The following is a 19372-nucleotide window of genomic DNA, read 5'->3' as shown; positions in this document are numbered from 1 at the left end:
TGACGCACGTGCGCATCGGGATGACCATGCCTGTGATGGAGCCGGATCTCGACGCCGAGATGCTCCACTCGTGGGCCACCACCATCGACGACGGTCCGTTCAGCTCGCTGTGCTGGGGTGAACGTATCGCGTTCGACAATCCGGAATGCCTGACCTTCCTCGGCGCGCTGGCGGCGTGGACGCGACGGGTGCCGCTCGTGATGACGGTCGTCGTGCCGCAGCTGCACGACCCGGTGATGCTCGCCAAGTCGTTGGCGACCGGCGACATGCTGTCGGGAGGACGCCTCACCGTGGCACTCGGGGTCGGCGGGCGGCACGAGGATTACCGGGCCGTCGGCGCGGACCCGTCCACGCAGACCATGCGTCAACTCGCCGACCGGGCCGAGACGATGAAACGGGTGTGGGCCGGGGAGAAACTCACCGAGTCGGTCCTGCCGGTCGGTCCGCCGCCGCACCGGAAGGGCGGTCCGGTACTGCATGTCGGGACCACCGGGCCGAAGACGATTCGTAGCGCGGTCGATTGGGCGGACGGAATCGCCGGGGTCACCCTCGATCTCGATGCCGGCAAGCAGAACGAGCTCTTCGATATCGCCCGGTCGGCATGGGCGGATGCCGGTCGGGCGGCACCGCATCTCGCGACGTCGTTCTGGTTCGCGATCGGTGAGGGCGACGGTCCCCGAGCGCAGGTGACCCGGCACCTGCATCACTACATGAACTGGATCCCGTCGGAGTTCGTCGACGCGATCGCACCCACCACCGGGTGGGCGGGCACCGAGGCCGAGCTCGCCGAGGTCCTGCGGCGGTTTGCCGACATCGGTACCGACGAGGTGCAACTCATCCCGACGAGTTCGGACCCCGGTCAGCTCCGGCGCGCGGCGGACGTGGCGGCGGCGTTCTCCTGACGGATCGGGGAGCCGGGCGGACCTAGGATGCGAACTGCTCCCGCAGAGCCCGTTTGAGGATCTTTCCGGTCGCCCCGAGCGGGAGGGCCGTCACGACGTGCACGGTCTTCGGGACCTTGTAGCCCGCCAACCGGGTCCGGGCGAACGCGCGGAGATCGGCCCCGGTGGGTTCGTGCCCCGGGGTGGCCACGACGAACGCCGTCACCTCTTCGCCCCACGTGTCGTGCGGCAGCCCGACCACCGCGACCTGTGCGACGTCAGGGTGGTCGCCGAGAACCGCCTCGACCTCGGTGGGATAGACGTTCTCGCCGCCGGTGATGACCATGTCCTTGAGCCGGTCGGTGACGTACACGTAGCCCTCGGCGTCGACTCGGCCGATGTCGCCGGTGTGCAGCCAGCCGTCGGCATCGATGGTCACCGCGGTCTCGGCGTCGCGCCGGTGGTAGCCGCGGGTCGCCTGTGGTGTCCGGACGCAGATCTCGCCCTGCTCGCCGCTCGGTGCCTCGGTGCCCGATGCGGTCCTGATGGACAGCTCCACCCAGGGGTAAGGGCGGCCGACGGAGCGGAGCAGGTGCGCGCGCTCGGGGTCGGTGCCGTGGTCCGCGGCGTCGAGTTGGGTGACCGCGCCGTGGGTTTCGGTGAGTCCGTACACCTGGAACAGCGGCGTACCGAAGGTACGCAGCGTCCGTCGCAGGAGTGCGGGGGTGATCGGCGCGGACCCGTAGGCGATCGACCGCAAGGCCCCGACATCGGCTTGGTCGGCGCCCGGTACGTCCACGAGCATGCCGATGACGGTCGGTACGAGGAAGACATTCGTGATGCGTTCGCGGACAAGGGTGTCCAAGAGGGACTCCGGGGTGAAGTCGGCGATGACCACGTTGTGTGCACCGTTGGCGAGCCCCACCAACGCCCAGCCCAGCCCGCCGATGTGGAAGAGAGGCATGGCGCAGAGGCTGACCGACGAGTCGTCGAAACCCCACGGCCCGCCGGCCTGCGTGCAGGCGCCCAGGTTGGTGTTGGAGGTGAGCACGCCCTTGGCCCGGCCGGTGGTACCCGAGGTGTAGAGCTGGAGGACCACGTCGTCGGCGTCGCCGACGTGGCCCGGATCATTCGGGGACGACGCGGCCAGCAACTGTTCGTAGGAGAGCGATGGTCGTGGATCACCGAACGCGATCGGTTCGCCGAGAGCGTCTGCACCGGAACGGATCTCCGTCACCGCATCGAGAAAGTCGCGGTGGCACACGATCAGACGTGCCTGCGCGTCGTCGACGACCTCGCCGAGCTCGCGGACCGAGAGCCGCCAGTTCAGCGGCACGGTGACCGCGCCGATCTTCGCGGCGGCGAGTACCGTCTCGATGATCTCCGGAGAACTCTTTCCCAACACGGCGATCCGATCGCCGCCTCGGATACCGCGGTCACGCAGCACGTTCGCCAGGCGACTGGTGCGGTCGTCGAGCTGTTCGTAGGTGAGGTGAATCCCGGCTCCGGACAACGCCGGTGCGCTTCCCCGCCGGCGGGCCTGAAGCCGGGTCTGCTCGGCGAGACGGTACTCGGCCGGCGCCGTCATTCGGCGGCCGACAGGTCGGCGAGGTGGCGCATCACATCGGGGTACCGGCGCAGGTGCGCCCCGCCGTTGATGTTGATCGTCTCCCCGGTGACCCACCGCGAGTCGTCGGAGGCGAGATAGAGCACCGCGTCGGCGATCTCCTCCGGTCGGCCGTTGCGCCCCAGTGGGGTGTTCGCGGTGAAGTCGTCCTGGATGGCCGGGATCGAGGTGAGCGTCTGCACCAGCGGGGTGTCCACGAGTCCCGGCGCGATCGAGTTGACCCTGATCCCGCGGGGGGCCAGCTCGAGTGCGGCGACCTCGGCGAGCATCACCATGCCCGCCTTGGCCGCGCAGTAGCCCGCGAAGCCGGCTGCCGGCTGGCGGGCATTGAGAGAGGCGATGCCGATGAGTGATCCGCCGTCGTTCAGCGTTCGTCCCGCGTGCTTGGTCACCAGGAACGAGCCGGTGAGGCACAGCTCGATGGTCGTGTGCCACTGCTGTGCGTCGAGGTCGACGATGAAGCCGGGGACGTTCAGCCCCGCACAGTTCACCACAGTGTCCACGCCGCCGAGGTCGTCGGAGACAGCGGTGAGGAGTGCGGCGATCGATGCCTCGTCGGTCACGTCGACCCAGTGAGCCCGCGCACCGCCCCCGATTTCTCGCGCAACCGATTCGGCGGCTTCGCGATTCACGTCGGCCACGGCCACCGTGGCACCGTGAGCGGCCAGGGTACGGGCCGCGGCTTCGCCGATGCCCGAGCCGCCGCCGATGACGACGGCGATCTTGCCTGCGACGCGTTGGTCTGCCATGGTCTTTCCCTCTCGATGGGTGTGGTCGGTGGTCACCGGGGCAGGTTCTCGTAATAGGGGACGACGATCTCGTCGGTGCTCGTCACGTCGCCGAGCATCATGGTCGTGATCGGATGGACGATGCCGGGTTCGATCTCGGCGTTGATGCAGGCGGGGACACCGGCGCCGAGTGCCTTGTCGACGGCCGGAGCGAGATCGTCGATGTGCTTGACGCGCATGCCGATACCGCCGAAGGCCTCGGCGATCTTCTCGTAGTCGCTGTCGGCCAGCTCGGACACGACCACGCCTCGGGGCCCGAAGACGGCCTCTTGTCCGTGGATCGACATGCCCCAGACGGCGTTGTTGAAGACGACCGTGGTCACCGGCAGGTGATGACGGGCCATGGTGTCGAACTCCTGCGGGTGGAAGCCGGCCGCGCCGTCCCCGGTGATCAGCACGACGGGTGCGCCTGGTCGGGCGCGGGCCGCTCCGATCGCGAATCCCGGCCCGACACCCAGGCACCCGAGGTAGCCCAGCCGCAGGACGCTTCCCGGACGGCCGACGGCGACGAAGAACTCCGCCCAGGACGGGGCCTCGGCGCCGTCGAGCACGAAGATGGTGTCCGGCGGGCATGCTTCGACGATGGCCTTGGCGGCGAAGTAGGGGTGCATCTTTCCGGTGTCGGTGGCCGCGTCGGGGAAACCGGCGGCGTGAGCGCCCTTGGCGGCCTTGACCGTAGCCGCCCACTCGGACCAGTCCGGCCAGGTTCGTCCGGCGGCTTCGGCCGCGAGTTGTTCGAGCGCGGCGCGGCAGTCGGCGACGATGGGAACCTCGACGTCGTAGATCCGGCCGATCTCGGCGGCGTCGATGTCGATCTGAATGATCTTGGCGCCGGGGAACATGCTGGCGCGGCCGCCGGTGAACATCCCTGCCCGCGTGCCCGCCATGAGGACGACGTCGGGTGTCGGTGCTCCGAGAGCCGGGATGGTGCCCATCGACAGGAGTCCGCCACCGGCGAGCGGATGGTCGGCCGGGATGGCGCCGTCGGCCTTGCCCGGGTAGAAGACGGGTACGCCGACGGTCTCGGCGAAGGTCACGAGCGCTTCTTCGGCACGCGAGAAGGTGATGCCGCCGCCGATCACGATCGCGGGATTCGATGCGGTGTGGAGCAGGTCGAGCGCGAGGGTGACGGCGTCGGGATCCGCCCCGGACCGGGTCGGTACCCGATAGTTGGTGGGGAAGCGCACCTGGTCGTCGTCGGCCTCGCCGAACATGACGTCGATGGGCAGCTCGAGCAGGACCGGACCGGGCACGCCGCTGGTGGCCTTGCGGATCGCGAGCGCCACGATCTCGGGGACCCGGGCGGCGTCGGTGATCCGGTATGCCCACTTCGTGACCGGATCGGCCGCGGCGATCTGATCGAAACCGCCCTGCAGCGGATTGGTCTCGGTCTCACGCAGCGGCGGGGCGCCCACGACGAACAGCGTCGGTGAGCGGTCCAGATAGGCGTTGGCCAGGGCGGTGTAGACGTTGGTGAACCCGGGTCCGGAGGTGACCACGCAGACGCCGAAGCCGCCGGTGACGCGTGCGTACGCATCGGCGGCATGGCCTGCGCTGGCCTCGTGCCGGGTGTCGGTGAGCCTGATCCCCTCACCCGCACAGGCGATCAGGAACGCGTCGAGGTGTCCGCCGTGGAGGGTGAACACCTCGGTGGTGCCGGCCTGGGCGAGCGCGCGGGCAAGTAGTTGACCGCCGTTGACAGTTGCCATTGTGGGGACCTTTCGAGAGCTGTCCAACGTGTGCGGCCGAGAGTAACTGGCATCACAGTGCGACGCCAGGGTCGCATTATGCAAACACTCTGGTCGATGGCACGATTGCGAGCATGGCTCGCTCCTCCCCACAGACCGAACGCATCGTCATGCTGATGCAGTTGCTGACCGATCAGCCGACGACGGCACGGAGTCTGGCCGACATCGCGCGCCACCTCGGGGTCTCCAAGCCCACCTGCTATCCGATGGTCATCGCGCTCACCGAAGCCGGGTGGCTGCTCCGCGATCCCGTCAGCAAGGGCTATCGGTTGGGCCCCGCGGTGGTCCCGATCGGGGATGCGGCGTCGCGGGCGATGGCTCCTGTCGAGGTCGCCCGTCCGCTGATGCGCGATCTGGCCGACGACAGTGACATGGCCGCAATCGCTTTCGTCCCCACCGGGGCCGACCTGGCGATAGGGGAGATCGTGCAACCCGTGACCGGTCGTCGCGGCACGCTGGGCCTGCGCCTGGGTGACACCCTGGAGATCGCGCCGCCGCTGGGTGCGGGGCTGGCCGCGTGGTACCCGCCCGACCGGCTCGACGAGTGGCTGCTCCTCGGGGCGGACCACGTCGGGATCGACCATTCCGAACTGCGCGAACTGTACCGGCCGATGCTGGAGGTGATCCGCGCCCGCGGGTACGCGGTGGAGTGCGCCGACCAGCGAGAGCAGTCGCTGTCGGCAACCGTCGCGGGGTTGCGCGGAACGGGTGTCGCGGGTCAGCGTGCGGTCTCCGCGCTGCGCGAGGCGCAGCGTCGTCTGTCCACCGACGTCGTGGTCGGGGAGATCGACCCGGCCGCCGACTACCGGCCCATCTCCGTCAACGCGGTCGCCTTCGCACCCGGCGGGGTGCCCGCGGTTATCGTCGCGGTCGTCGATGCACGGACGACGATGCGCGGGCGCGATGTCATCGAACTCGGTGGCCGGGTGCGGGCCGCCGCGGCGGCCGTCACCGAAGCGCTCGGCGGGGCCACGCCCGGCCGGCCCTAGGTCATCGTGCGGGTGCTCAACCCGTCGGCTGCTCCTCGACGGCCCGCCCGGGGCGCAGCATCACGAGTGCGAGGATCGCAGCGGCCGCGGTGAGCACGCCGGAGAACGTGAGGCACAGACGCATTCCGTCGAGGAAGGCGTCGCCGACGGCGTTCATCACGGCCGGGGCGTCGGCGCCGAGGTTCAGGCCGCTCGCGGCAGCCAGGCCCTCGGTGTCGCCCGCGCCGATCACCCGGTCACGTACCGGCTCGGCGACACCGGCATCGATCAGCTTCTGCGGCAACGAGTTCACCGCACCGGCGGTCAAGAGGGCGCCGAGCACGGCCGGGCCGAGCGCGCCGCCGACCTGACGAAAGGCGTTGTTCCCGGCCGCGGCCATCCCCGACAGGTGGTAGGGCACGGCCGACACCGCGGTCGCGGTCATCGGCGCCATCACCAGTCCCATTCCGAGCCCGAGCACGACCAGACGCCACGAGATGGCGGCGAAGGAGGTGTGGGCGTCGAGGGTCAGCAGCGCGAACTGGGCGCAGGCGACCATCAGGAGTCCGCCGCCGATCAGGAACCGGGCGTGAATCCGATGCATCATCTTGCCGGCGAGCCCGCCGACCAGCATCGAGGCGCCGTTCATGAGGGCCAGCCGCCAACCGGCCTCGACGGTGCCGAGTTGCTGAACCAGCCCGAAATACATGCTCAGCACGAAGATGAACCCGATCAGAGCCAGGAAGGCGATCATCGCGACCAGGGTGGTGGCGGTGAAGGCGCGGCTCCGGAACAGGTCGAGGTCGAGCATCGGACTCGCCGAACGCTTTTCGATGACGACGAACCCGACTGCGGCGACCGCGGCGGCCAGCAGCGCGACGACGACGCGGGGGTCGCCGAAGCCGTAGACGCCCGCCTCGATGACGCCGAAGACGAGTGCCGTGACGGCGATCGCGGCCGAGATCTGGCCGGACCAGTCGAGGCGACGGGCATGGGGTGCGCGGGATTCCGGGAGCATCGTCGCGGCCACCGCCAGCGCGATGAGGGCGATCGGGATCGGCAGCAGGTAGATCCATCGCCAGCCGGCGGACTCGGCGACCGGACCCGCGACCAGCGGCCCGACGGTCAGCGAGAGCATGAGCGCCGACGCCCAGATGCCGATGAACTTGCCCCGTTCCCGGAAGTCGGGGACCGCGTGACTGATCAGTGCCAGGGTCGTGGGCAGGAGGGCGGCCGCGCCCGTTCCGGCGAGCGCCTGTCCGATCCACACCATGCTGATCGATTGCGCACACAGGGCCACCAACGCGCCCGACGCCGTGAGGCAGAGGCCCACCAGATAGACCTTGCGACGGCCGTGCACGTCGCCGAACACTCCGGCGGTGAGGATGAATGCGGCCATCGGCAGGACAAACGCGTCTTGTACCCAGGACAACTGGGCGGTCGAGGCGCCGAAGGCGCTGCCGATCGCCGGCAGGGTGACGGCGACGCTCGTGATGGGCAGGTAGGCGACGAAGACGCCGAGGCAGGCCATCACGACGGTGGCCGTCCGACGTGCCGGGGGAGTCGGTACGCCGGTGGGAACGGGGGAGATGGTCGCGGTCAACGCGCTCGCTTTCGCAGGTCGATGAGGGTCGCCGAACGGCGCAGGAGTTCATTGTCTGGTCCGCGTCGACGAAACCACGCACAGATCCCGAGTGCCGGTATCGATACGGCACTGTGGGTCGCGCGGCGATACACTTCCTCCACCATGGACGACATCGACGGCACGATCCTCCGTGCGCTGCAGATGTCGCCGCGTGCGACGTTCCGCCAGCTGGGTGAGGTGGCCGGGATCTCGGAGCAGACCGCGGCGCGCCGCTACCAGGCGATGCGGCGGGCCGGCGTGATGAAGGTCGTCGGGATCATCAAGCCATCCGTCCGCGGCCAGTCGGAGTGGGTGGCGCGGGTGCGGTGCCGTCCGGACCGGATGGAACCGCTCGCGTCCTCGCTCGCCCGCCGACGTGATGTCGCCTTCGCGTATGTCGCGTCCGGTGGTGCGGAGATCATCTGTCTCATCCGGGCGCCGCTCGGCGTGGCCGGTGAGGAGGCCATCGCCAAGACGTTCCCCGCCCGAGCCTCGGTGACCGACGTCCGCATCGATCTCGTCCTGCACGCCTTCGATCCCGGTCACCCCGCGTCGAGGTGGACCGGATTCGGTGGCCACCTCTCTGATCGGGACCGCGACCTCCTCGCTTCCGCTGCGGCTGCTGTGGTCGACGACATGCCGGAGGACCCCGAGCAGGACGATCCGTCGTCGGATGCCCCGGCGGGTGGCGCGCGGTTGACGGCCGACGATGCCGTGCTGATCGACGCGCTGACCCAGGACGGTCGGCGAGCGCACCGCGAACTGGCCCGGATCTGCGGATGGACGGTCGGACGAGTGCGCCGCCGGCTGCGCACGCTCGAGCGCGGGGGTGCGCTCTTCTACGACGTCGAGATCCTCCCCGACCGGCTCGGCTTCGACCTGAGCGCCACGCTGTGGTTGACGGTGACCCCCTCGGCTCTCGATCAGGTGGGCACCGAACTTGCGGCTCACGACGAGGTGGCGTTCGCGGCGGCGATCAGCGGCGAGTGGAACCTCATGGTGTCGGTGATCTGCCGGGACACCGCGCATTTCCACGACTATCTGCGCACCCGGGTCGCCGCGATCGGCGGCGTCACCGGGTACTCGGTCAGCATCCGGATGCGCCGGCTGAAGCAGAACGCCTCGCTTGTGGTGCAGGGGCGTTTGATTCAGCCGGTGTGATGCCCGACGCGGGGTAGCGTCCACGTGTGACCTCGCCTCAGCCTGCCGATCGGGGCCTGGTGCGATTGTGCGTGCTGGCCGTCGTGGCGGGGCTCGTGACCGGTGTGCTGGGCGGCGCCTTCCGCTGGTGCCTGAACCACCTGGACCGCTGGCGGGTCGAGATGCTCGACTGGTCGGCGGGACTCGGTGTCCCCGGGTGGCTCATCCCGATCGCGGTCACCGCGACCGGTGCGGCGCTCGGCGCGCTCGCCGTCCGGCTGGTGCCGACCGCGGCGGGAAGCGGGATCCAACACGTGGAGGCCGTCGAGCGCGGGGAGGCGTCACCGGCGCCCCTGAGCCTCATCCCGGCCAAGTTCTTCGGCGCGCTCACCGCGATCGGTTCCGGACTCGTGCTGGGCCGCGAAGGCCCGACAGTGCACATGGGTTCGGTCGTCGGTGCGGAGACCGGCCGGCGCGGCGGTCTCGACGACGCCGACGTCCGGGTGATGCAGACGTCACTCAGCGGGGCCGGACTGGCAGTGGCGTTCACGGCTCCGATCGGCGGCGCGCTCTTCGCACTCGAGGAGGTCGGCCGCTCGGTCCGCTTGCGCCTCGTGGTGCCCACGGTGTTCGCCGTGGTGGCCGCCGTCGCCGCCGGACGGGTCATCCTCGGCGACCGCCCGGAGTTCGACGTCCCCGCCCTCGACGTCCCGTCGGTGACGGTGCTGCCCGTCTTCGTGATCTTCGGGCTCGTGTCCGGCGTCATCGGGATCGCCTACAGCCGAATGGTTCTCGGCACCCTCGGCTGGGTCGGCCGGTTCTCGCGGATACCGCCGATCGGACGCGCCGCCCTCATCGGCGCGGCGATCGGTGCGCTTCTCGCCCTCGACGCTCGCACCGCGGGCGGCGGGGACGGCCTCACCCAGGCGGTCGTCGACGGCGGTGTCGTACTCCCCGCACTCGTCGCGCTCTTCCTCATCCGGTTCGTCGCGGGTCCGCTCTCCTATGCCGCGGGCACGCCGGGTGGCCTGTTCGCGCCGCTGCTCGCGCTCGGCGCCCTGTGGGGTGCCGCCTTCGCCGAGGTCGCCGACATCATTGTGCAACAACCGGATTCAGGTGCGTCGGGATTCCGGGGCGCGATGATCCTCGCCGGGATGGCGGCGCTGTTCGGCGCGGTCGTCCGGGCCCCGCTCACCGGGATGGTCGTCGTGATGGAGATGACCGCGACGACCACGGTCGCCCTCCCCATGCTGGCCGCGACCGCCGCCGCGGTGCTCGTCGCCCACCTGTCCGGGTCGCCGCCGGTCTACGACTCTCTTCGCGAGCGGATGCTCGCGAAACCGACTGGGCGAGAAGAGCCTCCCTCCGCTCCCTGAGGAGCGAGCTTGCGAGCTGCCGCCCGTACTCCCTAATCCGGAAGAGCCACACACTCACTGGTCCCTAATTCGAAAGAACGACATAACCATTGCCCCCTGAGGTGCGAGGAGCGTTAGCCGCCGGGCCGAGCACGCGACGAAGGAGCGCGTCGAGGTCGACGAGCCACGAAGGGCCTGGTGAGACACGTTGCGAAGCCCTTCGTGGCTCGCTTCGCTCGCACCTCAGGGAGCAGGGAGCAGGGAGCAGGGAGCAGGGAGCAGGGAGCAGGGAGCAGGGAGCAGGGAGCAGGGAGCAGGGAGCAGGGGCCGCGCTTTCGGATCAGGGAGCGGTGGGGGTGGCGCGGGTCCGGGAGTCCAGCGGCACGATGAGCGGGCCACCGGTGATCGGATCGGTCATGACGTGCGCCCGGAGGCCGAACGCCGCGTCGAGGGTCTCGGCGTCGATGACCTCGGTGGGCGAGCCGGTGGTGACGATGGCTCCGTTGCGCATGACGAACAGCGAATCGCTGTAGCGCGCGGCCAGATTGAGGTCGTGCAGCACCATGACGACGGTCTTGCCGTGCTCGTCGCGGAGCCGGCGGACCAGGTCGAGGACGTCGATGGAGTGCGCGAGGTCGAGGTAGGTGGTGGGTTCGTCGAGCAGGATGAGGTCGGTGTCTTGCGCGAGCGTCAGCGCGATCCAGACCCGTTGCCGCTGACCGCCGGACAGGGCGTCGAGGGTGCGGTCGGCGAGGTCGAGGGTGTCGGTCATCTCCATCGCCAGTGCCACTGCCGCCTCGTCGGCCGCGCTGGCCTGCGCGAACCAGCGCTGATGCGGATGACGTCCCCGCCCGACCAGATCGGCGACGGTGAGCCCTTCGGGCGCGATGGGATTCTGCGGCAGGATCGCCAGGGTGCGGGCGACCTGTTTGGGCCGGACCGAGGAGATGTCGTCGCCGTCGAGGTAGACCGCACCGGCCCGGGGTGGCAACAGCCTTGCGAGACAACGCAACAGTGTCGACTTGCCACATCCGTTGGAACCGATGATCGTCGTGACCTGACCATCGGGGATGTCGATGTCGAGACCGTCGATGACGATCCGTTCGTCGTAGCCGACGGTCAGTCCGACGCCCCGCAATCGGGCGGTGGTGGCGGGGGATTCGAGGGATGACGCGGTCATACGCTCGCCTTTCGGGACATGACGATCATCAGGTAGATCAGGAACGGGCCGCCGATCGCCGCGGTGACGATGCCGACCGGCAGGCCGCCCGGCAGAACCGTACGCACCATCAGGTCGCCGCCCAGTACCAACGACGCACCGATGACACCGGACACGAGCGGCGTGGGCACGGCGGTACCGGCCAGCCGCAGCGCGATCTGTGGGGCCAGCAGCGCGACGAAGGCGATGGGCCCGGCCGCGGACACGCTCAGCGCGCTCACCAGGACCGCGGTCAGGAGCAGCGTCGTCGACACCGCGCCGGTCCGGACTCCGAGTCCGCGGGCGAGATCGGGTCCGAGGCTGAGCATCCCGATCTGGCGGGCCAGGACGACCACAACGATGATGCTCGCGACGACACCGGCGGCGACCGGCCACACGTTGGACCAGCCGACGTTGGACACCGACCCGACGATCCACACCTGCGCACGAGCCACATCCCGGATGTCGGCGCGCGAGAGGAGGAACTGGGTCAGCGCCTGCAGCAACCACGTCATCCCGACGCCGATCAGCACGAGCCGGAACGGGTTGATGCCGCTGTTGGCCTTGCGACCCGGCCAGGCGAGGACGTACATCGCGACCGCGGTGAGCAACCCGCCGATCATCGCCGCCGCCGGGACGCCGAGATCGCCCAGCCAGGCACCCCAGCTGGTGGTCGAGAACGCGATGGCGGTCACCGCCGCCACGCTCGCGCCGGCGGTGATGCCGAGCATGTCCGGTGTGGCCAGGGGATTCTGGGCGATCAGCTGGGTAATCGAACCCGCAAGGCCCAGACCGAATCCCACGAGCAGGGCGACCAGCGCTCGGGGCAGCGCGACGTCGAAGACCACCACGTTCTCGACGCGGGTGCCGCCGCCGAGCAGGATGCGGGCGACGTCGACGGGGGTCAGCGGGAAGTCGCTGACACCGACGCTCGTGAGGAACAGGACGACCGTGACGGCCGTGGACACGACCGCGACGGTGAGCATCCGTGGTCGCACCACCATCGACAGCGGTTCGACGGCGATCCGATAACCGCCGGGGTGCGGTGCGATCCGGCCCTTCGTCGTGGTTCCGGACGTGATGTCGGTCTTGATGGAGGTCGGCGGATTCACACGGTCCCCAATCTCTGTCGGCGGACCATGACGATGAGGAAGGGTGCGCCCACCAGTGCCAGCATGACGCCGACCTGCACTTCGCCCGGACGGGCGACGATCCGGCCGAGGATGTCGCATCCGACGAGCAGGATGGCGCCCAGCAGAGCGGAATACGGGATGATCCACCGATAGTCGGCGCCTACGAAGGCGCGGGCGATATGCGGTACGACCAGGCCCAGGAACACGATCGGCCCGCACGCCGCGGTCGCCGCGCCGATGAGCAGCGTGATGGTCAGGACGCCGAGGGCGCGGATGAGCACGACACGGGAACCGAGGGCCTTGGTCATGTCGTCGCCCAGGCTCAGGACGTTCAGGAAGAAGCCGCTCGCCAGCGCGAGGACGAGGCCCACCGTGATGAACGGCAGGCTCGCCCAGAACACGTCGATGCCCCGACCCGCGGTGGAGCCGACGCTCCAGAAGCGCCACTGGTCCAGCGAATTGGTGTCGACGAGCACGATCGCGGACGTGATGGCGGTCAGCATCGCGGTCAGGCCGGTGCCGGCGAGGACCAGGGTCAGTGGGCTCGAGCCGCTCAGCGACGACAGTCCGAACACCACGGTGGCGGCGATGATCGCTCCGACGAGACCGAAGAACATGAACGCGATCGGACTGGTGATGCCCAGCAGGTAGATGCCGCCGACGACCGCGCAGGCGGCACCCGCGTTGACGCCGAGCATGCCGGGATCGGCGATCGGGTTGCGGGTGTGGCCCTGGGTGATGGCACCGGCCGCGCCGATCGCGAGTCCGGCGGCGAGGCCGAGCAGAGTGCGCGGCACGCGCAGATCCCACACGATGCCGTCGACATCGGAATCCTTGGGCACCTGCGGCATCCGTAGGTTGATCAGCGCGTTCCAGATCTCTTCGACACCAGCGGTGAAGCTGGGCCAGATCTCGTCGAGCGGGACCGGTCGGGTGCCGAAGAGAACCGACGCGACGACCAGCGCTGCGAGGACCGCCAGGAGCAGCGGGATTCCGAAAAGTCGGAGGGATCGGCGCACGAAGGTAAACCTTACCAACCTTCTTCGACGCGGCGTCGCGCGCAGCGTCGAGCGCCTCGGCGGGTGTCGTTCGTATAACGAATTGCCGACGAAACCTGAGGGATCGCTGTGCGCGCGGTAACACTTCGCTCAGGCTGGGTCGATAGTCCCGGTGTCGGTGGGCATCTCGGGCCGACCGCAGCAAGACCGGTCGTCGGTGGGGCGGCATGCCGCTCCCACGACGGCGACGTCGGGAAAACAGTGTCGCCTACGAACGAGGAGGATCGATGAAATCGCTGAAACGGGCTCTCACAGGGGTTCTGGTCGCTGCAGGAATCGCCGGTGGATCGTTGGTGGGTGCCGCGCCGGCACAGGCCGCCGTTCCCAACCTCCAGATGACGGGCGGGGTCTACTGTCAGTTCGCAGCCCCTGGCACGCCGTGGAATCAGGCGTGGAGCATGACCCGGTTCATGCGCGTCACCGCGCGTGACGGCGATTTCCGTAACGTCACGCTGCAGGAGATCAACGGCGCGACGAAGTTCAAGTCGCTGCTGAAGAAGAATGAGTCGCTCACCATCAAGACCACCTGGTTCGGCTGCTTCCCGTCCTCCATCGCGGGGTACGCGATCTCCGATTACGCCGAGAACCTGACCGACAACGCCGGTTTCTGGTGGAACGTCCGGCGCATCGACAACCCGTTGGATCGATTCGGTACGGGCTCCTCCGCTTCAGCGGCCGCCCTGACCGGCGGTGGCACCGACGTCGCCGGCGTGCCGGCGATTCCGGGCCGTTGATCTCATCCGACGACAGTTGAGAATGCACCACAACTGAGCCATTCGCGCCGGGCGGCGTGCGGGGAGGACGCCCCCGCACCCGCCGGGCGCATGCGAAAGAGCGGCGACCGAGAGAACTCGGCCGCCGCTCTTATGGCTTCGACAGGCTCAGCCGGCGGAGGGTGGGCTCAGCCGGCGGAGGGTGGCTCAGCCGGCGGAGGGTGGCTCAGCCGGCGGGAAGCGGGGTCATGCGGACGGGCGGGACACCTTGTCCGGCTCCGATGCGGCGAGCATGTCTTCGCGTTCGACGACTTTGACGCGTTCGCGGCCTTCGGCGGCGCCGAGGGCGCGTTCGTGTTCGTCGAGGCGGTACCAGCCGTCCCAGGTGGTGAAGGGGATGTTCTTGGACTCGAGGAGTTCGACGATGGCGTCTTCGCCGGGGTGGGCCGGGTCGAGGAGTGTGCCGGCTTCCATGTCCTTGAGGATGCAGTCGACGGTCTCGTTGGCGTCGCCCTTGGTGTGGCCGATGAGGCCGACGGGGCCGCGTTTGACCCATCCGGTGGTGTAGATACCGGTGAGCTGCTGCCCTTCGTCGAAGACGCGTCCGGCCTCGTTGGGGATGACCCCGGCCTGGGAGTCGAACGGGATCTGCGGCAGGTTGTCCGACAGGTAGCCGACCGCACGGTAGACCGCGCCGACCTCCCAGTCGGTGGTCTTGCCGGTGGGCTTGACGTTGCCGGTGCCGTCGAGCTGGGTGCGTTCGGTGCGCAGACCGACGACCTTGCCGTCGGCGCCGAGGATCTCGGTGGGGCTTTCGAAGAAGTGCAGGAACAGCTTGTGGATCGCGCCCTGTTTGGGTTCGCGGATCGCGTAGTTCTCGATGATGGTGGCGACCTGGTCGGTGATCTTCGACCCGCGGCGGGCGACGGCCGAGCCCTCGTCGTAGTCGATGTCCTCGGGGTTGACGATGACCTCGATGTTGGGGGAGTGGTCGAGTTCTTTGAGTTCGAGCGGGGTGAACTTCGCCTGGGCGGGTCCCCGGCGGCCGAAGACGTGGACCTCGACGGCCTTGTTGGCTTTGAGTCCGTCGTAGACGTTGGCGGGGATCTCGGTGGGCAGCAGTTCGTCGCCGGTCTTGGCGAGCACGCGGGCGACGTCGAGGGCGACGTTGCCCACACCGATGACCGCGACCTTCTCGGCCTCGAGGGGCCAGGTGCGGGGGAAGTCGGGGTGGCCGTCGTACCAGGCGACGAACTGGGCGGCGCCGTAGCTGCCGTCGAGATCGATGCCGGGGATGTCGAGGGCGCGGTCGTCGGTGGCGCCGGTGGAGAAGATCACCGCGTCGTAGTGGGCGCGCAGTTCGTCGATGGTGATGTCGGTGCCGTAGTCGACGTTGCCGAGCAGGCGGACCTGGGGCTTGTCGAGGACCTTGTGCAGGGCGGTGATGATGCCCTTGATACGCGGGTGGTCGGGTGCGACGCCGTAACGGATCAGACCGAACGGAGCGGGCATGCGCTCATACAGATCGATGCTGACCCCGCGGTCCTTGGCGGTGTCGGACTTCATCAACGCGTCGGCGGCGTAGATCCCGGCGGGACCGGCACCGACGATCGCAACCCGCAGCGGGCGGCTGTTGTCGCTCATGGAGTAGGTGTCTTCCGTTGCTCAGCACGCGAGGACAAGCAAATCTCGGTGACCCCCAGGTCCGCGCGTATGGATAAGGCCTATCCCTTCTACGGTAGGCGCTTGCTGTCCCCGACCAAAATCCGTCTGTGAGGTAACCCTCACTCGGCGGGTGCGCGGTGTCCGGCGGGTTCGGGCCCGCTACGCCTTGCCGGCGGCCGCGGCGATCGGTCCGACGGCCTGCTCGGCGACCCACGGGATCGTCAGGACCGTCGGCACCGACATCGCGCTGCCGACCTCCTGGGGCAGATAGACCACGCGGCCCGACTGCGCGACCGCCAGCCGGTTGAACGCCGCGTTGGACTTGAGCCGGTCGTTGGAACCCTGCCAGTCGACGGCGACGACGACGTCGGCCGAGTCCAGCAGGTTCAGGCTCTCGGCCGGCAGGTCACCGTAGAAACCGCTGGTCACCGAAGGTTGCAGCGCGGGCGGGAAGGTGAGTCCGTAACCGGTGAGGGTCTGTCCGCGCCCGTCGCCGGGGCCGTAGATCGACACGCCGCCGGTGGGGCTGGCGGTGACCACGACCGCCGTCTTCCCGGCCAGCTGCGGGTTCTGCTCCCGCACGTTCGCGAGGAACTGCTCGGTCTCGGTCACCTTGCGATCGGCGAGTTCGGGCAGGCCGACGGCGGTACCGATCTGGCGGGTCTGCGCGTCCCACGGCACCTGCCACGGCTGGAACTGGGCGGGCCGCAGGATCGTCGGGGCGGTCTTGCTCAGCAGATCGAACTGGTCGCGGGTGGGATCGGCGCCGACGGCGGTGATGAGGTCGGGCTCGGTGGCCAGCGCCTTGGGGATCTCGTCGCCGAACGCGCCGGACGCGTTCGGCAGCACCACCGGGTCGGAGTCCGCCAGGAGTTCGGCGTTCCACGGCGCCGACGCCTGGTCGGGGTCGGCGAACGGGGCGATCGTGGTGGGGGTGACACCGAGTGCGAGGAGGGTGTCGCCGTCACCCACGCCCATCGCGGCGACGCGCTTGGGTGCCTGGTCGACGGTCGCGGGGGCGTAGGCCTGCTGCACGGTGACCGGGATCGCGCCGGCCTCGGGCGCGGGGACCTGGGCCGTGCCGGAGTCGACCGTCTCGTCCGGCGGCGAACACGAGGTCACCACCAGGGCTGCCGCGAGCAGCCCGACGAGAAGGATGAGGGAACGGTGGGTGGAAGCGCGCATCCGGGTCCTCGCTGGTCGTTGCGGTCGGCGACGTCGTTCGCCGCGGAACTTAGGGCCACCTTACGCAGGACGTGTTCGATGTCGACGTCGTTCGGCGCTCTGCCCGGTGCGTCCGGGCTCCGACGACGCCGGTCTCAACCGCCGCCGGGACGCTCGATAGACTGCCCGCCATGGCCGAAGCTGCAGGTGAGGGCGACCAGAAGCCCCCGTCGTGGAAGAACGCCTGGCCGTTCTTCGTCGCGGCCGGCGTCGTGGGACTCGTGGTGCTCGGCGTCGTGCTGTCGAATGTGACCCGTCCGGCCGAGGACCGGGCCGGCGACTCGGCTCAGGTCCAGTACGCGATCAACGACATCTACACCGCGCGCAACGGTCCGAACTTCGGCGAATACCGGGCGAACACCTGCGCGGCCGACGTCGAGGCGGCCGACTTCGTCTCCGAGGAACAGTTCCTCGCCGACAACCGGGAGTCGCTGCTCGCCAACGGTCACATCGAGATCCCGGAGATCACCGAGCTGGTGGTCGACGGTGACCGGGCGACCGCGAAGGTTCATTGGCACTATGACAAGACCCCCGATGACGTGAACGTCGTGGACACGATCGTGGTGCGCGAGAACGGCGAGTGGAAGGTGTGTTCCTCATGAGCTATGCCGGTGACCTGACCCCGCGCGAGGCGTGGGAGAAGCTCGAGAACAACCCGGATGCGGTGCTGGTCGACTGTCGCACGCAGGCGGAGTGGTCGTTCGTCGGCGTGCCCGACCTCGAGGTCCTGGGCAAGCGCGCGATCTTCGCCGAGTGGACCACCTTCCCCGAGGGGCGTCGCAACGACGACTTCGTGGCACAGCTGCGTGATTCCGGTGTCTCCGACGACCAGGAGGTCATCTTCATCTGCCGTTCGGGGCACCGGTCGATCGGCGCTGCGGAGGCCGCGACCGCCGACGGTATCGCGAAGGCATACAACGTGATCGACGGGTTCGAAGGCGCCCTCGACGAGAACGACCACCGCGGGACGTCGGGCTGGCGTGCCGAGAACCTGCCGTGGAGGCAATCGTGAGTTCTGATCTGCCCGTCAGTCGTGAACTGCCTGAAGGGCTCTCGGCTGACACGATCGCGGTTCGCGGCGGGCTGGCGCGTTCGGGTTTCCACGAGACGGCCGAGGCGCTCTATCTCACGAGCGGTTACGTCTACGACTCCGCGGAGGCCGCCGAGCGAGCCTTCACCGGCGAGGACGAACGATTCGTCTACTCGCGCTACGGAAATCCGACCGTCGAGATGTTCCAGGAGCGGTTGCGCCGGCTCGAGGGCGCGGAGGCGTGTTTCGCCACCGCGAGCGGCATGGCCGCGGTGTTCGTCGCGCTCGGTGCACTGTTGAAGGCCGGCGACCGTCTCGTCGCCGCCCGCAGCCTGTTCGGTTCCTGCTTCGTGGTCTGCAACGAGATCCTCCCGCGCTGGGGGATCGAGACCGAGTTCGTCGACGGTGAAGACCTCGAGCAGTGGGAGCGGGCCCTGTCCAAGCCCACCGACGCGGTGTTCTTCGAGACACCGTCGAACCCGATGCAGAGCCTCGTCGACGTCGTGAAGGTGTCCGAGATGGCGCACGCCGCGGGCGCACAGGTGGTGCTGGACAACGTCTTCGCCACCCCGCTGCTGCAGCGGGGTCTCGAACTCGGCGCCGACGTCATCGTCTACTCGGGCACCAAACACATCGACGGCCAGGGGCGCGTCATGGGTGGCGCGGTACTCGGGACCAAGGAGTACGTCGACGGTCCGGTGCAGCAACTCATGCGACACACCGGTCCGGCACTCAGTCCGTTCAACGCCTGGACCCTCGTGAAGGGGCTGGAGACGATGCGTCTGCGCGTCGACGCCTCGGTGTCGTCGGCGCTGCGGATCGCCGAGTTCCTCGAGAGCGATCCGCGCGTGCGCTGGGTCAAATACCCCTTCCTGCAGTCACACCCGCAGTACGACTTGGCGAAGTCGCAGATGTCCGGCGGCGGCACGGTGGTGACCTTCGAGCTCAACGACCACGACGGCATCGACGGCAAGAAGCGCGCCTTCGAGGTCCTCAACGGCCTGCGGATCGTCGACATCTCCAACAATCTCGGAGATTCGAAGTCGCTGATCACGCATCCGGCGACCACCACTCATCGTGCGATGGGTCCCGAGGGACGCGCGGCGATCGGTCTGAGTGACTCGGTGGTGCGGCTGTCGGTCGGCCTCGAAGGGGTCGACGACCTGTTGGGCGACCTGGACCACGCGCTGGGGTGAGGGTAAGCGCTGACGTATTCCGTT

Annotated in this window: 17 protein-coding genes; 8 read left to right on the top strand and 9 right to left on the bottom strand. The window is 69.0% G+C overall.

Annotation, left to right across the window (positions count from 1 at the left end):
* Positions 1 to 20 precede the first annotated feature (20 nt).
* Positions 21 to 902: an LLM class flavin-dependent oxidoreductase gene (locus Q9R39_RS04310; RefSeq protein ID WP_311277137.1), complete on the top strand. Its 882-nt coding sequence runs from the start codon at positions 21 to 23 to the stop codon at positions 900 to 902.
* A 22-nt stretch (positions 903 to 924) separates the two neighbouring features.
* Here the strand turns inward: Q9R39_RS04310 and Q9R39_RS04305 are convergent, their stop codons facing one another.
* Genes Q9R39_RS04305 through Q9R39_RS04295 form a run of 3 tightly spaced genes read right to left on the bottom strand, consistent with a single transcriptional unit; the run spans position 925 to position 5005 of the window.
* Positions 925 to 2469 carry a long-chain-fatty-acid--CoA ligase gene (locus tag Q9R39_RS04305; protein WP_078112659.1) on the bottom strand — a complete coding sequence of 515 codons (1545 nt, stop codon included), beginning with the start codon at positions 2467 to 2469 and terminating at the stop codon, positions 925 to 927.
* A complete protein-coding gene (locus Q9R39_RS04300) occupies positions 2466 to 3257 on the bottom strand; it encodes an SDR family oxidoreductase (protein ID WP_311277136.1) in 792 nt (263 codons plus the stop codon). The genes Q9R39_RS04305 and Q9R39_RS04300 overlap by 4 nt, the downstream gene beginning before the upstream one ends.
* Before the next feature lie 32 nt (positions 3258 to 3289).
* Positions 3290 to 5005, bottom strand: coding sequence for a thiamine pyrophosphate-binding protein (locus tag Q9R39_RS04295; protein ID WP_311277135.1), 1716 nt, complete (start codon positions 5003 to 5005; stop codon positions 3290 to 3292).
* A gap of 113 nt (positions 5006 to 5118) precedes the next feature.
* On the opposite strand from Q9R39_RS04295, the gene Q9R39_RS04290 reads away from it, so the two are divergent.
* Complete coding sequence (locus Q9R39_RS04290) at positions 5119 to 6033, top strand: helix-turn-helix domain-containing protein (RefSeq protein ID WP_311277134.1); 915 nt, start codon at positions 5119 to 5121, stop codon at positions 6031 to 6033.
* 16 nt (positions 6034 to 6049) lie between these two features.
* Here Q9R39_RS04290 and Q9R39_RS04285 read toward each other — a convergent pair whose 3' ends face one another.
* Positions 6050 to 7615: an MFS transporter gene (locus tag Q9R39_RS04285; protein WP_311277133.1), complete on the bottom strand. Its 1566-nt coding sequence runs from the start codon at positions 7613 to 7615 to the stop codon at positions 6050 to 6052.
* 144 nt (positions 7616 to 7759) lie between these two features.
* On the opposite strand from Q9R39_RS04285, the gene Q9R39_RS04280 reads away from it, so the two are divergent.
* Together Q9R39_RS04280 and Q9R39_RS04275 are read left to right on the top strand one after the other, a co-directional pair.
* Positions 7760 to 8797 (top strand): AsnC family transcriptional regulator, encoded by a 1038-nt coding sequence (locus tag Q9R39_RS04280; protein ID WP_311277132.1) that lies wholly within the window; start codon positions 7760 to 7762, stop codon positions 8795 to 8797.
* A 26-nt stretch (positions 8798 to 8823) separates the two neighbouring features.
* Positions 8824 to 10152: a ClC family H(+)/Cl(-) exchange transporter gene (locus tag Q9R39_RS04275; protein ID WP_311277131.1), complete on the top strand. Its 1329-nt coding sequence runs from the start codon at positions 8824 to 8826 to the stop codon at positions 10150 to 10152.
* A 319-nt stretch (positions 10153 to 10471) separates the two neighbouring features.
* On the opposite strand, the gene Q9R39_RS04270 is transcribed toward Q9R39_RS04275, so the two are convergent.
* From Q9R39_RS04270 to Q9R39_RS04260, 3 genes are read right to left on the bottom strand one after another with little or no spacing between them, the layout of a single operon-like run.
* Positions 10472 to 11311 (bottom strand): ABC transporter ATP-binding protein, encoded by an 840-nt coding sequence (locus Q9R39_RS04270; protein ID WP_065629583.1) that lies wholly within the window; start codon positions 11309 to 11311, stop codon positions 10472 to 10474.
* Complete coding sequence (locus tag Q9R39_RS04265; RefSeq protein WP_311277130.1) at positions 11308 to 12441, bottom strand: iron ABC transporter permease; 1134 nt, start codon at positions 12439 to 12441, stop codon at positions 11308 to 11310. The genes Q9R39_RS04270 and Q9R39_RS04265 overlap by 4 nt, the downstream gene beginning before the upstream one ends.
* Positions 12438 to 13481 carry an iron ABC transporter permease gene (locus tag Q9R39_RS04260; protein WP_068971134.1) on the bottom strand — a complete coding sequence of 348 codons (1044 nt, stop codon included), beginning with the start codon at positions 13479 to 13481 and terminating at the stop codon, positions 12438 to 12440. The genes Q9R39_RS04265 and Q9R39_RS04260 overlap by 4 nt, the downstream gene beginning before the upstream one ends.
* A 266-nt stretch (positions 13482 to 13747) precedes the next feature.
* On the opposite strand from Q9R39_RS04260, the gene Q9R39_RS04255 reads away from it, so the two are divergent.
* Positions 13748 to 14254, top strand: a complete 507-nt coding sequence (locus tag Q9R39_RS04255) for a hypothetical protein (RefSeq protein WP_078112747.1) — start codon at positions 13748 to 13750, stop codon at positions 14252 to 14254.
* Positions 14255 to 14479: 225 nt separating this feature from the next.
* On the opposite strand, the gene Q9R39_RS04250 is transcribed toward Q9R39_RS04255, so the two are convergent.
* Both Q9R39_RS04250 and Q9R39_RS04245 read right to left on the bottom strand, forming a co-directional pair.
* A complete protein-coding gene (locus tag Q9R39_RS04250) occupies positions 14480 to 15877 on the bottom strand; it encodes an FAD-dependent oxidoreductase (RefSeq protein ID WP_205333822.1) in 1398 nt (465 codons plus the stop codon).
* Between the two features lie 180 nt (positions 15878 to 16057).
* On the bottom strand, positions 16058 to 17083 hold the full coding sequence (locus tag Q9R39_RS04245) for an ABC transporter substrate-binding protein (RefSeq protein ID WP_205333821.1): 1026 nt from the start codon (positions 17081 to 17083) through the stop codon (positions 16058 to 16060).
* 170 nt (positions 17084 to 17253) lie between these two features.
* Here Q9R39_RS04245 and Q9R39_RS04240 point away from each other — a divergent pair, with 170 nt between their 5' ends.
* Genes Q9R39_RS04240 through Q9R39_RS04230 form a run of 3 tightly spaced genes read left to right on the top strand, consistent with a single transcriptional unit; the run spans position 17254 to position 19348 of the window.
* Entirely contained in the window at positions 17254 to 17724 is a 471-nt protein-coding gene (locus tag Q9R39_RS04240) for a hypothetical protein (RefSeq protein WP_065629636.1), read from the top strand.
* Positions 17721 to 18134, top strand: coding sequence for a rhodanese-like domain-containing protein (locus Q9R39_RS04235; RefSeq protein WP_058249965.1), 414 nt, complete (start codon positions 17721 to 17723; stop codon positions 18132 to 18134). The genes Q9R39_RS04240 and Q9R39_RS04235 overlap by 4 nt, the downstream gene beginning before the upstream one ends.
* A complete protein-coding gene (locus tag Q9R39_RS04230) occupies positions 18131 to 19348 on the top strand; it encodes an O-succinylhomoserine sulfhydrylase (RefSeq protein ID WP_058249966.1) in 1218 nt (405 codons plus the stop codon). The genes Q9R39_RS04235 and Q9R39_RS04230 overlap by 4 nt, the downstream gene beginning before the upstream one ends.
* Positions 19349 to 19372: the final 24 nt, after the last annotated feature.

The sequence above is a fragment of the Gordonia sp. AC31 genome, from assembly GCF_031844505.1.
Classification (GTDB): domain Bacteria; phylum Actinomycetota; class Actinomycetes; order Mycobacteriales; family Mycobacteriaceae; genus Gordonia; species Gordonia hongkongensis.
The sequence above is the reverse complement of the archived record's forward strand: the minus strand, read 5'-3'. Positions and strand labels throughout refer to the sequence as shown.